Raw genomic sequence first — 12,323 nt, 5'->3', positions numbered from 1 at the left:
GCCCGGCCGAGCTGGACGGCGGCGCTGCCGACGCCGCCCGCCGCCGCGTGCACCAGCAACGTCTCGCCGGCCTGGAGGTGCGCGCGGCGGTGCAGCGCGAACCAGCCGGTCTGGTAACCGATGTGCAGGGCTGCGGCCTCGGCGTCGTCCAGCGCGTCCGGCGCCGGGAGGACGGACTTGGCGTCCACCACGGCCAGTTCGGCGAACCCGCCGTCCGGCAGCGGCGGCTGCGCCAGTACGCGGGTGCCGACGGCGACGTCGGCGCCGTCACCGGCGGCGATCACCTCGCCGCAGATCTCCACGCCCGGCGTGAACGGCAGCGGCGGGCGTACCTGGTACTGGCCGCGGCAGAGCAGCGCGTCGGGGAAGTTGACGTTCGCGGCCTTCACCCGGAGGAGCAGCTGTCCGGGGCCCGGCTGTGGGTCCGGGACCTCGTCCAGCCGCATCACCTCGCGTGGCTCGCCGTTCGCGTGTACCCGCCATGCCTTCACTGAGCTTCCCCTCACGACGTCGGTGGCCTCGGTGCCATCGGCATACTAAGCGGTCGGTATGCGTGAGGGAACAGGTATCGGAGGGGCAATCGGGAACGGTGGTCAGCCCGCCGTGCGCCGCACCTTCACGGTGTTGTCGATCCGGACGACCTGCTGTCCGTCCGGGGCGGTCTGGGTGCGCTCGTGCTCCTCGCAGACGAGCACCTCCCACTCCCCCTCCGCCAGCCGCAGGTCGGCCAGCACCTCTTGGGCCGCGGGGAGGTGGACTTCGGGGTGCGCGTCGGGCTCCCACGGGGGCGGTCCGGAGTGGCTGACCACGAGGAGCACCCCGCCCGGCGCCACCGCACCGGCGGCGGTCCGCAGCACTTCCTCCCGCGGCAGGGCGCCGAAGGTGTGCAGGAAGTGCGCCGAGACCAGGTCGAAGGTGCCTTCGGGGAAGGTCTCGCCCAGGGTGTGGCGCTGCCAGTCGATGCGGTCCGCGACGCCTTCGGCCGCCGCGTGCCCGGCGGCCCGGTCCAGCGCCACACGGGAGACGTCGACGGCGGTGACCCGCCAGCCCTGCCGGGCCAGCCAGATCGCGTCGCCGCCTTCCCCGCAGCCCAGGTCCAGGGCCCGCCCCGGGGTCAGGCCCGCGACCTCCCGGACCAGTGCCGTATTGGGCTCGCCGCTCCAGATCCGGTCGCTCTCGGCGTACCGGGCGTTCCAGAACTCCTCGTCCGAGATCTGCGTATCGGTCATCGGCACACGCTCCTTCGTTGCGGGTTCTCGCTGCTTCCCTGCCGATGTTCGGACCGCGCCGACGACTTGACAAAGTTTCTTGCCGAAACGGCAAATAGAGCCATGGCAGACGACGACCTCGCCGACGTGCTCACCGCCGTCGGCCCCCGGCTCCGCGCGCTGCGCCGGGACCGCGGCACCACCCTGACCGCGCTGAGCGAGACCACCGGCATCTCCGTCAGCACGCTCTCCCGCCTGGAGTCCGGGCAGCGCAGGCCCACCCTGGAGCTGCTGCTGCCGCTGGCCAAGGCGCACGGCGTCCCGCTGGACGAGCTGGTCGGCGCGCCGCCCACCGGCGATCCCCGCATCCACCCGCGCCCGATCGTCAAGAACGGCCACACCTTCGTGCCGCTCACCCGCCACCTCGGAGGCCTGCACGCCTACAAGCTGATCCTGCCCGCGGGCCGGTCCGACGCCCCGCGGCCCGAGCAGCGGAGCCACGAGGGCTACGAATGGCTCTACGTGCTCTCCGGCCGGCTGCGGCTGGCGCTGGCCGAGCACGACCTCGTGCTCGGCGCGGGCGAGGCCGCCGAGTTCGACACGCGCACCCCGCACGGCTTCGCCAGCGCGGGCCCCGAACCGGTGGAGTACCTCTGCCTGTTCGGCCCCCAGGGCGAGCGGGTGCACGTACGGGCGCGGCCCACGGGCCACTCCTGAGCGGCGCGCTCCTTCAGGTGCGGCCCTCGCGCTCCTGGGCGTCCTTCAGGGCGGCCGAGCGGGCGGCCCAGCCGGCCCGTACGACGGGGAAGCCGGCCGCTTCGACCGCGTCGCAGACCAGTTCGTCGTCGTCCACGACCACGCGGACCTCACGGCCGCGCGCCAGCTTGCGCAGCAGTTCCAGCTTGGTGTGGCGGGCCGGGCGGCGGTCACCGGAGGGACGCATCCAGACGCGGCCCTCGGGGAGGCCATGTCGCGTCAGCCACTCCAGGGTGTCGGCGCGGCACCGCTCGGGCCGCCCGGTCAGGTACACGATCTCGCACTCCGCGGCGCTCTCCAGGGCCAGCGCGATGCCTTCGGGGAGCGGCGGGTCTTCGGGGGCCGCGGCGAAGAACCCGTCCCAGTCGCGCGGCCGCTGCTCCAGGAAGTGCTGCCGGTGCGCCGTGCCCGCAAGGGTGTTGTCGAGGTCGAAGACCGCCAGGGGTGCCGTTCCCATGTGTCATCCCGTCGCTGTGCGTGCGGTCGCCGCCGTGACGCCGGCCGGTTCGCCGCCGGCCGTCACCCGGATGCGGCCGGTGTCGATGCCGTGGGCGAGTGAGAGCCGATCGTAGATCACCTCGGCGCAGGCCGCCGCGTCCAGCTCCAGTACGACGTCGGGTGCCGGGGCCGGCCCGTCCGTGTAGCCGTGATCCGCCTGTGCGCCCGTCTCCGCGCCCAGCGTGACGTGGAACGTCCCCTCGTCCAGCCGGACTTCCACGACCCGTACAGGGGCGCCCTGCGGCCGTTGCGCGGCGAAGTGCCGGGCGAGCCGGGGCATGAGCGGTACGGCGAACCAGTGGGCCCGGACCGCGTCGGTCGGCCGCGGCGCGCCGAGGTCCGCCGCGCCCCAGTCGGCCAGCGCGGTGAGGACGGGGAGCAGAGCGCGGCCGCGCGGGGTGAGTTCGTAGACGAACGCCGCGGCGGGCGGGTCGAGTCTGCGGCGGACGGCCAGGCCGTCGCGCTCCATGTCCTTCAAGCGCCCGGCGAGCATGTCCGTGCTGACGCCCGGCAGGTCGGCGTGCAGGTCCGTGTAGCGCCGGGCCCCGGCCAGCAGCTCCCGGACGATCAGCAGGGTCCAGCGGTCGCCCACGGCGTCCAGGGCGCGGGCGACGGCGCAGTACTGGTCATAACTTCGGCGCGGCATGATCCCAGCATAGACAAGAGGTTGGACTTTCCAAGTCCGCACTTGGTAAAACCAAGGAGAACCATCGATGCGCCGCGCCGCGGCGAGCGAGGGACCGGGAGGCCGCCGCATGGAGTTCAAGCAGTCGAGCAAGATGGCCGACGTCTGTTACGAGATCCGCGGGCCGGTGATCGAGCACGCCGACGCGCTGGAGGAGGCCGGGCACAGCGTGCTGCGGCTGAACACCGGTAATCCCGCGCTCTTCGGCTTCGAGGCGCCCGAGGAGATCCTGCAGGACGTGGTGCGCAACCTGTCGCGGGCGCACGGCTACACGGAGTCCCGCGGCATCCTCTCGGCGCGCCGGGCCGTCGCCCAGCACTACCAGTCGCTCGGCCTCACCGAGGTCGGCGTGGACGACGTCTACCTGGGGAACGGCGTCTCGGAGCTGGTCTCGATGGCGGTCCAGGCGCTGCTGGACGACGGCGACGAGGTACTGATCCCCGCCCCGGACTTCCCGCTGTGGACCGCGGTGACGACGCTCGCGGGCGGCAAGGCGGTGCACTACCTGTGCGACGAGTCCGCCGACTGGCTGCCGGACCTGGACGACATGGCCGCGAAGATCACCGACCGGACGCGGGCGATGGTCATCATCAACCCCAACAACCCGACCGGTGCCGTCTACCCGCGCGAGCTGCTGGAAGGCATGCTCGACCTGGCCCGGCGGCACGGCCTGATGGTCTTCGCCGACGAGATCTACGACCGCATCCTGTACGACGGCGAGGTGCACCACAACGCCGCGGTGCTCGCCCCCGACCTGGTCTGCCTCACCTTCAGCGGGCTCTCCAAGGCGTACCGCGTGGCCGGCTTCCGGTCCGGCTGGCTGGTGGTCTCCGGACCCACGCAGCACGCCGCCGACTACCTGGAGGGGCTCGGCACGCTGGCCTCGATGCGGCTGTGCCCGAACGCCCCGGCGCAGTACGCCATCCAGGCGGCGCTCGGCGGCCGGCAGTCGATCAATGACCTGGTGCTCCCCGGCGGCCGGCTGCGCGAGCAGCGCGACCGGGCGTGGGAACGCCTGAACGAGATCCCGGGCGTGTCGTGCGTGAAGCCCAAGGGCGCGATCTACGCCTTCCCGCGCCTGGACCCGGCCGTGCACAAGATCCACGACGACGAGAAGTTCGTGCTCGACCTGCTGCTGCGGGAGAAGATCCAGGTGGTGCAGGGCACCGGCTTCAACTGGCCGCGCCCTGATCACTTCCGTATCCTGACACTCCCGTACGCCGACGACCTCGACGCCGCCATCAGCCGCATCGGACGCTTCCTGGCGGGGTATCGGCAGTGAGAGACTCCCCGTGCGGGCGCGCCGTCGTGCTCCGGCGCGACGCCCCGCGGGCCGTGCGCGGCACGTGCTCTGCCGGGCGCTGATGCGCCCTTGAGTGCGCCGCTCGCACCCGCTTAGGTGGGAGCCTGCGTCCGGCCGCCCGGCCGGCCATGGAGGGAGTGGAAGTCCATGTCCGTACAGCGCGCGGTCTCGGAAGCGGAGCTGGCAGCCCATCTGCACGGCATCTGCTTCAAGACCGGGCCCCCGCAGCGCCTCGGGGTCGAGATCGAGTATCTCGTCCACGACGCGCGCAACCCCCGATGTCCCCTGCCGCGCGAACGCGTCCGCAGCGCGATGACCGCCCTGCGCGCGCTCCCCCTGCGGTCCCTCCTGACCTTCGAGCCGGGCGGGCAGCTGGAGCTCAGCTCGCTCCCCGCCGCCTCCCTCACCGACTGCATCACGGCCGTCTCGGCGGACCTGGCGCTGGTGCGCACCGCGCTGCGTGCCATGGACCTGAGCCTGGCGGGCCACGGCCACAACCCCTGGCACCCACCGCACCGCATCCTCGACGAGCCCCGCTACGACGCGATGGAGGCGTACTTCGACCGCTGGGGGCCGGCCGGGCGCTCCATGATGTGCGGCACCGCCTCCGTACAGGTCTGCCTGGACGCCGGGCACGAGGAGCCGGGGCCGCTCGGGCACGGCCGGCGCTGGCGCCTGGCCCACCTCCTCGGTGCCGTGCTCTGCGCGGCCTTCGCCAACTCCCCCACCAGCGAGGGGTGCCCGACGGGCTACCGCTCCACGCGCCAGGCCATCTGGACCCAGCTCGACCCGGCCCGCACCCTCGCCCCCGCTGACGGCCCGGATCCCCGCGCGGCGTGGACGGCATACGCGCTGGACGCGCCCGTGATGTGCCTGCGGGCGACGGACGGGCCGTGGGACGCGCCCGAGGGCCTGTCCTTCCGTGACTGGGTCCGCACGAAAGCGCCACGGGCGCCCACGATGGAGGACTTCGCGTACCACGTCACCACGCTCTTCCCGCCGGTCCGGCCGCGCGGCCACCTCGAACTGCGCATGATCGACGCGCAGCCGGGCGACGGCTGGATCGTGCCGCTCGCCGTGACCGCGGCCCTGTTCGACGACCCCGAGGCCGCGGAGACCGCGTACCGCGCCGTCAAGCCGCTCGCCGAGACCGCGGGCGACCGCCCCGCGCCGCGCAACCCGCTGTGGCGGCGCGCCGCCCGGCACGGGCTGACCGACCCGGAGCTGGCCGCCGCCGCGACGGCCTGCTTCGCGGCGGCCCGTGAGGCGCTGCCCCGGCTCGGCGCAGGGCCCGACGTGCTCGCCGCCGTCGAGGAGTTCATCGAGCGCTATGTGGCGCAGGGCCGCTGCCCGGCCGACGACCTCCTGGACGCGGCGTACGCGGCGCCCGAGTACGCCCCCGCGCCCACGGAGAGCCCGGCGGCCCGGCGCGCCGCCGACGCCCAGGAAGCGGCGCTCGCCGCGGAGTACGCCCGCACCGTCGAGCGCATCCCAGGGAAGGACAGCCAGTGATCCACGATCCCGAAAAGCTCCGGGACCGCGCGGCGTCGGCGCTGCTCGCCGCCCGCGCCCGTACGCAGGCGCTGACCACGTGCGTCGACGAGCCCGACCTGACCGCCCAGCACTCGCCCCTGATGTCGCCCCTGGTGTGGGACCTCGCCCACATAGGCAACCAGGAGGAGCAGTGGCTGATGCGGGCGGTCGGCGGGCTGGAGGCGCTGCGCCCGGAGATCGACTCGGTCTACGACGCGTTCGAGCACCCCCGGGCCGAGCGGCCCTCGCTGCCGCTGTTGGCCCCCGCCGAGGCGCACAACTATGTCGACGAAGTACGCGGCCGGGTGCTGGACGTCCTGGAGAAGACCCCGCTGCACGGCGACCGGCTGTTGGAGCAGGCGTTCGCGTTCGGCATGGTCGCGCAGCACGAGCAGCAGCACGACGAGACGATGCTCATCACCCACCAGCTGCGGCGCGGCCCGGCCGCGCTCACCGCTCCCCCGCCGCCGGACACCGCCGAGGGCGTGGTGGGCCCCGAGGTGCTGGTGCCGGGCGGCCACTTCACGATGGGCACCTCCCGCGAGCCGTGGGCGCTGGACAACGAACGCCCCGCGCACCACCGGCTGCTGCCCGCCTTCCGGATCGACACGATGCCGGTGAGCAACGCCGCGTATCAGTGGTTCATCGAGGACGGCGGCTACCGGGAGTCGCGCTGGTGGGCACCCGAGGGCTGGCGGATGGTGTGCGAGAACAACCTCGAAGCGCCGCTGTTCTGGCGGCGGGAGGGCAGCGGTTGGGTCCGCCGCAGCTTCGGCGTCACCGAGCCGGTCGCTCCTGAAGAACCGGTTCTGCATGTGAGCTGGTACGAGGCGGACGCGTACGCGCGCTGGGCCGGGCGCCGGCTGCCCTCGGAGGCCGAGTGGGAGAAGGCCGCCCGCTGGGACCCGCGTACCGGGTACAGCCACCGCTACCCCTGGGGCGACGAGGACCCCGGCCCCGAGCACGCCAACCTGGGCCAGCGCCATCTGCGCCCGGCCCCCGTGGGCAGCTACCCCGAGGGCCAGTCGCCGCTGGGCGTCCGGCAGCTCATCGGGGACGTGTGGGAGTGGACCTCCGGGGACTTCCTGCCGTACCCGGGCTTCCAGGCGTTCCCCTACCGCGAGTACTCCGAGGTGTTCTTCGGCGGCGCGTACAAGGTGCTGCGCGGCGGGTCGTTCGCGGTGGCCCCGGTGGCCTGCCGCGGCACGTTCCGCAATTGGGACCTGCCGGTCCGCCGGCAGATCTTCGCCGGCTTCCGCACCGCCCGCGACGCGGGCCCGGAGGACGCGTGAGGGCCCGGGACCGCAGAGGGAGGCGCGCCTGATGTGCCGTCACCTCGCCTACCTCGGCCCCGACGTCCCGCTCGGCGACCTCCTCACCGCGCCCGAGCACAGCCTCTACCGGCAGTCCTGGGCGCCCCGCCGCCAGAAGTACGGCACGGTCAACGCGGACGGCTTCGGCGTCGGCTGGTACGCGCCCGGCGACCCCGTGCCGGCCCGCTACCGCCGCGCAGGGCCCATCTGGGCGGACGCCTGCCTGCCCGACCTCGCCCGGGTCGTCCGCAGCGACGCCGTGCTGGCCGCCGTACGCGACGCCACCCTCGCCTGCCCGGACGGCGAGGCCGCGGCGGCGCCGTTCGCCGGCGGCCGGTGGCTCTTCAGCCACAACGGCGCGGTCAGCGGCTGGCCCGGCTCGCTCGGCGCGCCGGCCGCCGGGCTGCCCTCCGAGGCGCTGCTCGGCCTGGAGGCGCGCTGCGACGCCGCGTTCCTCTGGGCGCTGGTGAAGCACCGCCTGGAGCAGGGCGCCGACGCCTCCGAGGCGCTGTCCGAGACGGTGACCGAGGTGGCCGCCGCGGCCCCCGGCTCCCGGCTGAACCTGCTGCTCACCGACGGCGTCACGATCACCGCCACCACCTGGGGCGACACGCTCTTCCACCGCCCCTTGCCGGGCCCCGCGCCCGGCATGCTGGTCGCCTCCGAACCCTCCGACGACGGGGACGACTGGACCGAGGTCCCCGACCGCACCCTGCTGGCCGCCACCCGTACCGATGTCCTGCTCACCCCGCTCAAGGAGCCCGTCGCGTGAGTCCCCTCGCCATCACTCGTACGCTGCCCCCCGATACCACCACCGCCGCCCTTCGTACCGACGTCGCCCAGGGCCTGACCAGCAGTCCCAAGACCCTGCCGCCGAAGTGGTTCTACGACGCCCGGGGCAGCGACCTCTTCGAGGACATCACCGCACTGCCCGAGTACTACCCGACCCGCGCCGAGCGGGAGATCCTGCTGGCCCGCGCCGGGCAGATCGCCACCGCCACCGGGGCCCGCACCCTGATCGAGCTGGGCTCCGGCTCCTCGGAGAAGACCCGGCACCTGCTGGACGCGCTCACCCGGCTGCACACCTACGTGCCCGTCGACGTCAGTGAGAGCGCGCTGGCCGCGGCGGGCGAGGCGCTGCTCGCCGAGCACCCCGGCCTCACCGTGCACGCGCTGGTGGCCGACTTCCAGGGCGGCCTGGAGCTGCCCGACGCGCCCGGGCCGCGGCTGCTGGCCTTCCTCGGCGGCACCATCGGCAATCTGCTCCCCGCCGAGCGGACCGGCTTCCTGCAGTCCGTGCGCGACCTGCTGGAGCCCGGCGACGCGCTGCTGCTCGGCACGGACCTGGTCAAGGACGAGGGGACGCTGCTGGCCGCGTACGACGACAGCCAGGGCGTCACGGCGGAGTTCAACAAGAACGTGCTCACCGTCATCAACCGCGAGCTGGCCGCCGACTTCGACCCGGCGCAGTTCGCGCACCGCGCAGTGTGGGACGCCGAGCGGGAGTGGATCGAGATGCGGCTGCGGTCCTTGAAGGACCAGACCGTGAAGATCCCGGCGCTGGACCTCGCGGTGCACTTCGCGGAAGGCGAGGAGGTGCGCACGGAGGTCTCCGCGAAGTTCCGCAAGGAGGGCGTGCGCGCCGAACTGGACGCCGCCGGGCTGGACTTGCGCGACTGGTGGACGGACGGGGCGGCCCGCTTCGCGCTGTCACTGGCCGTACGGCGGTAACGCTTCTCAGGCCCGTACGGGCAGGTGCTTGAGCCCGTTCTGGAAGTTGGAGACCAGCCGGACCGGCTCCCCGGCGAGTTCGAGGCCGGGCAGCCGGTCCAGCACGTGCCGCAGCACGGCCCGCATCTGTACCCGGGCGAGGTGCGAGCCGAGGCAGAAGTGCGGACCGAAGCCGAAGCTGACGTGGTCGTTCGGGCTGCGCGTGATGTCGAAGCGGTCGGGGTCGGCGAAGACGGCCCCGTCGCGGTTGGCGGAGGCGTGGTACACCACGACCTTCTCGCCCGCCCGGATGCGCCGACCGCCCAGCTCCACGTCGCGTACTGCGGTCCGCCGGAAGTCCATCACCGGCGGCCAGTAGCGCAGCATCTCCTCGACGGCCGCGGGGATCAACTCACGCTCTCTCCGGAGCCGTTCGAACTGCTCCCGATGGCACAGCAGCGTGTACAGCCCGCCCGGAATGCCGTTGCGCAGCGTTTCGTTCCCGGCCACCGCGAAGAGGAAGAACATGTTCTCGAACTCCTCGCGGGTCAGGCCGCCCTCCCTCATGTGGGCCATCACCGTGCCGGGCCGCGGCTGTTCGGCGAGCGCGTGGGCGTACGCGAACATGTCGGCGAGCGCTTCACGGGAGCGCGGGTTCACCGGGCGGCCGTCGGGGCGGATCAGGGTACGCGGACGGCGGTCCAGCGCGGCCCGCCCCATGGGGCTCAGCGTCGCGGGGTCTGCCGTGCTCAACTCCGCGTACTCGCTGTCCTGGTAGCCGATGACGCGGCTCGACCAGTCGAAGAGCAGCCGCCGGTCCTCGTCCGGCACGCCCATGACGTGCGCCAGCGTCCACACCGGCAGGTCGGCCGCGACCTCGACGAAGTCCGCTGAGTCCGCCTCGGCGACCTGCCCCACGAGCTCGGCGGCGCGCGCGTCGATGACGGCCTCCAACTCCCGTACGGCGCGCGGAGTGAAGGCCGCGGCGACGACCTTGCGGATACGGGAGTGGTCCGGCGGGTCCTGGTTCAGCATCATTGCCCGGACGAACGCGAGGTCCCGCGCACTGTCGGGATCCCGGATCTGGGTCGCACCCGCGTACGAGGAGAACACCTCCGGGGTACGCAGGACATGCTTCACGTCCGCGTGCCGCAGCACCGCCCAGTAGCCGGGGCCGGCCGGCCAGCCGCCCACCGCGGGCTCCTCGATCCAGCCGACCGGGCTGGTCAGACGCAGTTCGCGGAAGAGCGCGTAGGGGACGCCGGTGGCGTAGGTCTGGGGCGTGAACACCTCGGCAGCCGTCACGCACCCGACCGTACGGTAATCCGCACTATCAGGGGAATCACCCGTACGGGACGCTTGATGGCGCGCGGGGCTGCGCAGCCTCTCGCCGTGTACCGATCGCATCGCGCGGGACTGGCCCTGGCGGCCGCCGCGTTCGTGGCAGGGGTGGGCTGGGCGCCGTCGGCGGCCGCGCACGGCGACAACTGTTCCTATGCCGGGACGAAGCCGCCGGTGACGGCTCCGACCGGGGTGCCCGGGCTGCCGGACGGCTGGCACTGGCCCTGTACGTCGCCGACACCCCGGCCGCCCGCGCCGAAGCCGCCGCCCCCGAAGCCACCACCACCGCCGCGGCCCACGCCGCCCGCACCGGCACCGCCGGCCACGACGGCGCCGCCACCCCGGCCGGCACCGCCACCGCCCGCGCCGGCACCGCCGCCCGCGCCGCGGCCGAAGCCGCCCTCCACACCGCCACCGACCTCCGAGGCGCCGAAGCCGACGCCGTCCCTGACGCCCCGGTCGTACGCGGTCACCGGCCAGAAGGCGCGGGCCGGCCGCTCGCTGGTCACGACGATGCTGCTGATCATGGCCCCGGCCGTGCTGGCCGCCGCCGTGCTGCGTCCCAGCTCCTCCGGGTCCGGCGGCCGCCGTTCCTGACCCCTGCTCCTCGTTTCGTACGTCCTCTTGGAGGTCTCCATGTCGGAATGGCTGGTGCTCGGCCTCGCGATCGCCGCGGCCTGCGGCGTCGTGCTGCTCGTCACCGTCCTGAACCAGCGGCGGATCAACGAGGAGGAGGACGACCCGTCCGAGACGCCCGACGTCATCGAGTACATGACGATGATGATCGGGGTGGTCTACGCGATCGTGCTGGGGCTGGCCATCGCGGGCGTGTGGGAGTCGCGGAGCGCGGCGGAGGACACGGTCCGCACGGAGGCGCAGGCGCTGCACGAGGTGAGTGCGCGGGCCCGGGCGTATCCGGAGCCGGTACGCGACCGTATCCGCACCGACGTGAACGCCTATGTCTCGCACGTGGTGCACAAGGAGTGGCCGGTGATGACCCAGGAGGGCGAGCTGACGCCCACCGGGACCGCGCTGCTCCAGAAGGTGCGCGCCGACGTGACCGACTACCACCCGCGCAGCGACTTCGAGAACCAGTCCTACCAGCCGCTGGTCGACCAGGTCGCGGTGGCGGACGGCGCGCGGGCCGCCCGTGGGCAGAGCGCCGGGCCGACGATGCCGCCGGTGGTGTGGTTCGGTCTCCTCGCGGGCGCGGCGGTCACGGTCAGCCTGATCTTCACGCTGCAGATCCGGCGTTCAGGACGGGAACTGCTGATGGCGGGGGTCTTCACCGCCCTGATCGCCTTCCTGCTCTTCCTGGTGTGGGATTTCGACGATCCATGGCTGCGCAGTGTCGACGCGGTACAGCCGTTGAAGGATCTACTTCCCTAGGCCGGGGACCGGCCGCACCGCGCCGTTCACGTGGCCGAGCCCGCCGCCGCCCCGGTCACCAGGTCGGGGCCCCAGCGGCGGAGCGCCGCGTCCAGGTCGAGCGGGAGGACCCGGCCGCCGCCCTCCTCCGGGCCCGGCCAGTCCTCGCGCGGCACCCGCCACATCACCTCGAACTCGTTGCCGTCCGGGTCCTTGGCGTACAGGGACTTGGAGACGAGGTGGTCGCTGGCGCCGACGAGCGCGTCGGCGGCCCGCAGCCGGGCGGCCGTGTCGGCGAGCTCGCCGAGCGTGCCGACCTCCCAGGCCAGGTGGTACAGGCCCACCCGGCCGTGCTCGGGCCCCGGCGCCTGGCCACCGACGGCGAACAGGCCGAGGTCATGGTCGTTCTGAGTGTCCTCGGCACGCAGGAAGGCGGCCCGCGCGGGGATCTCGGTCTCCACACTGAAGCCGAGGACGTCCGTGTAGAAGGCGACGGAACGGTCCAGCTCGCGGACGTAGAGCACCGCGTGGTTCAGACGGCGTACGGGCATGACTGCCTCCCTTGTCGGTCTGGTTACCAGTCTCGCGCGGCGGGCCCCGGGGCCCGC

At 73.4% G+C, this 12,323-nt stretch carries 14 protein-coding genes; 7 read left to right on the top strand and 7 right to left on the bottom strand.

The genetic code is table 11. From position 1 onward, the window contains the following. Both ABT381_RS06570 and ABT381_RS06565 read right to left on the bottom strand, forming a co-directional pair. The coding region (locus ABT381_RS06570) for an alcohol dehydrogenase catalytic domain-containing protein (RefSeq protein WP_351588644.1) at nucleotides 1-491 on the bottom strand (491 nt) is incomplete at its 3' end. A 102-nt stretch (nucleotides 492-593) separates the two neighbouring features. Beyond that, nucleotides 594-1,229, bottom strand: coding sequence for an SAM-dependent methyltransferase (locus ABT381_RS06565; RefSeq protein ID WP_351588642.1), 636 nt, complete (start codon nucleotides 1,227-1,229; stop codon nucleotides 594-596). A gap of 102 nt (nucleotides 1,230-1,331) precedes the next feature. Between ABT381_RS06565 and ABT381_RS06560 the strand changes: the two genes are divergently transcribed. Further along, nucleotides 1,332-1,925, top strand: a complete 594-nt coding sequence (locus tag ABT381_RS06560) for a helix-turn-helix domain-containing protein (protein WP_351588640.1) — start codon at nucleotides 1,332-1,334, stop codon at nucleotides 1,923-1,925. 13 nt (nucleotides 1,926-1,938) lie between these two features. On the opposite strand, the gene ABT381_RS06555 is transcribed toward ABT381_RS06560, so the two are convergent. Both ABT381_RS06555 and ABT381_RS06550 read right to left on the bottom strand, forming a co-directional pair. After that, complete coding sequence (locus ABT381_RS06555) at nucleotides 1,939-2,421, bottom strand: phosphatase domain-containing protein (protein ID WP_351588638.1); 483 nt, start codon at nucleotides 2,419-2,421, stop codon at nucleotides 1,939-1,941. A 3-nt stretch (nucleotides 2,422-2,424) separates the two neighbouring features. Further along, nucleotides 2,425-3,111 carry a winged helix-turn-helix transcriptional regulator gene (locus tag ABT381_RS06550; protein ID WP_351588652.1) on the bottom strand — a complete coding sequence of 229 codons (687 nt, stop codon included), beginning with the start codon at nucleotides 3,109-3,111 and terminating at the stop codon, nucleotides 2,425-2,427. A 106-nt stretch (nucleotides 3,112-3,217) separates the two neighbouring features. Here ABT381_RS06550 and ABT381_RS06545 point away from each other — a divergent pair, with 106 nt between their 5' ends. The 5 genes from ABT381_RS06545 to egtD all read left to right on the top strand — a co-directional run bounded on the left by ABT381_RS06545 (nucleotide 3,218) and on the right by egtD (nucleotide 9,027). Next, a complete protein-coding gene (locus ABT381_RS06545) occupies nucleotides 3,218-4,429 on the top strand; it encodes a pyridoxal phosphate-dependent aminotransferase (RefSeq protein WP_351588650.1) in 1,212 nt (403 codons plus the stop codon). A 168-nt stretch (nucleotides 4,430-4,597) separates the two neighbouring features. After that, nucleotides 4,598-5,962 carry an ergothioneine biosynthesis glutamate--cysteine ligase EgtA gene (egtA, locus tag ABT381_RS06540; protein ID WP_351588636.1) on the top strand — a complete coding sequence of 455 codons (1,365 nt, stop codon included), beginning with the start codon at nucleotides 4,598-4,600 and terminating at the stop codon, nucleotides 5,960-5,962. Continuing rightward, nucleotides 5,959-7,275 (top strand): ergothioneine biosynthesis protein EgtB, encoded by a 1,317-nt coding sequence (egtB, locus tag ABT381_RS06535; protein WP_351588634.1) that lies wholly within the window; start codon nucleotides 5,959-5,961, stop codon nucleotides 7,273-7,275. Before egtA ends, egtB begins: the two co-directional genes overlap by 4 nt. A gap of 31 nt (nucleotides 7,276-7,306) precedes the next feature. Beyond that, nucleotides 7,307-8,068 (top strand): ergothioneine biosynthesis protein EgtC, encoded by a 762-nt coding sequence (gene egtC, locus ABT381_RS06530; protein WP_351588632.1) that lies wholly within the window; start codon nucleotides 7,307-7,309, stop codon nucleotides 8,066-8,068. Beyond that, nucleotides 8,065-9,027, top strand: coding sequence for an L-histidine N(alpha)-methyltransferase (gene egtD, locus ABT381_RS06525; protein ID WP_351588630.1), 963 nt, complete (start codon nucleotides 8,065-8,067; stop codon nucleotides 9,025-9,027). The genes egtC and egtD overlap by 4 nt, the downstream gene beginning before the upstream one ends. A gap of 6 nt (nucleotides 9,028-9,033) precedes the next feature. Here the strand turns inward: egtD and ABT381_RS06520 are convergent, their stop codons facing one another. Further along, nucleotides 9,034-10,311, bottom strand: coding sequence for a cytochrome P450 (locus tag ABT381_RS06520; RefSeq protein ID WP_351588628.1), 1,278 nt, complete (start codon nucleotides 10,309-10,311; stop codon nucleotides 9,034-9,036). Between the two features lie 188 nt (nucleotides 10,312-10,499). Beyond that, complete coding sequence (locus ABT381_RS06515; protein WP_351588626.1) at nucleotides 10,500-10,874, bottom strand: hypothetical protein; 375 nt, start codon at nucleotides 10,872-10,874, stop codon at nucleotides 10,500-10,502. A 109-nt stretch (nucleotides 10,875-10,983) separates the two neighbouring features. On the opposite strand from ABT381_RS06515, the gene ABT381_RS06510 reads away from it, so the two are divergent. After that, nucleotides 10,984-11,736: a bestrophin-like domain gene (locus ABT381_RS06510; RefSeq protein ID WP_351588624.1), complete on the top strand. Its 753-nt coding sequence runs from the start codon at nucleotides 10,984-10,986 to the stop codon at nucleotides 11,734-11,736. Between the two features lie 26 nt (nucleotides 11,737-11,762). Here the strand turns inward: ABT381_RS06510 and ABT381_RS06505 are convergent, their stop codons facing one another. Next, nucleotides 11,763-12,266, bottom strand: a complete 504-nt coding sequence (locus ABT381_RS06505; RefSeq protein WP_351588622.1) for a VOC family protein — start codon at nucleotides 12,264-12,266, stop codon at nucleotides 11,763-11,765. Between the last annotated feature and the right edge of the window lie 57 nt (nucleotides 12,267-12,323).

The sequence above is a fragment of the Streptomyces sp. NPDC000151 genome (genome assembly GCF_040301705.1).
In the GTDB taxonomy this organism is placed as follows: domain Bacteria; phylum Actinomycetota; class Actinomycetes; order Streptomycetales; family Streptomycetaceae; genus Streptomyces.
The sequence above is the reverse complement of the archived record's forward strand: the minus strand, read 5'-3'. Positions and strand labels throughout refer to the sequence as shown.

What these genes read in the sequence shown, in the direction of transcription:
- ABT381_RS06545 (WP_351588650.1), top strand. Translation starts at nt 3,218, where the DNA reads ATGGAGTTCAAGCAGTCGAGCAAGATGGCCGACGTCTGTTACGAGATC.
- egtC (WP_351588632.1), top strand. Translation starts at nt 7,307, where the DNA reads ATGTGCCGTCACCTCGCCTACCTCGGCCCCGACGTCCCGCTCGGCGAC.
- ABT381_RS06560 (WP_351588640.1), top strand. Translation starts at nt 1,332, where the DNA reads ATGGCAGACGACGACCTCGCCGACGTGCTCACCGCCGTCGGCCCCCGG.
- ABT381_RS06515 (WP_351588626.1), bottom strand. Translation starts at nt 10,874, where the DNA reads ATGATCAGCAGCATCGTCGTGACCAGCGAGCGGCCGGCCCGCGCCTTC.
- egtA (WP_351588636.1), top strand. Translation starts at nt 4,598, where the DNA reads ATGTCCGTACAGCGCGCGGTCTCGGAAGCGGAGCTGGCAGCCCATCTG.
- ABT381_RS06505 (WP_351588622.1), bottom strand. Translation starts at nt 12,266, where the DNA reads ATGCCCGTACGCCGTCTGAACCACGCGGTGCTCTACGTCCGCGAGCTG.
- ABT381_RS06555 (WP_351588638.1), bottom strand. Translation starts at nt 2,421, where the DNA reads ATGGGAACGGCACCCCTGGCGGTCTTCGACCTCGACAACACCCTTGCG.
- ABT381_RS06510 (WP_351588624.1), top strand. Translation starts at nt 10,984, where the DNA reads ATGTCGGAATGGCTGGTGCTCGGCCTCGCGATCGCCGCGGCCTGCGGC.
- ABT381_RS06565 (WP_351588642.1), bottom strand. Translation starts at nt 1,229, where the DNA reads ATGACCGATACGCAGATCTCGGACGAGGAGTTCTGGAACGCCCGGTAC.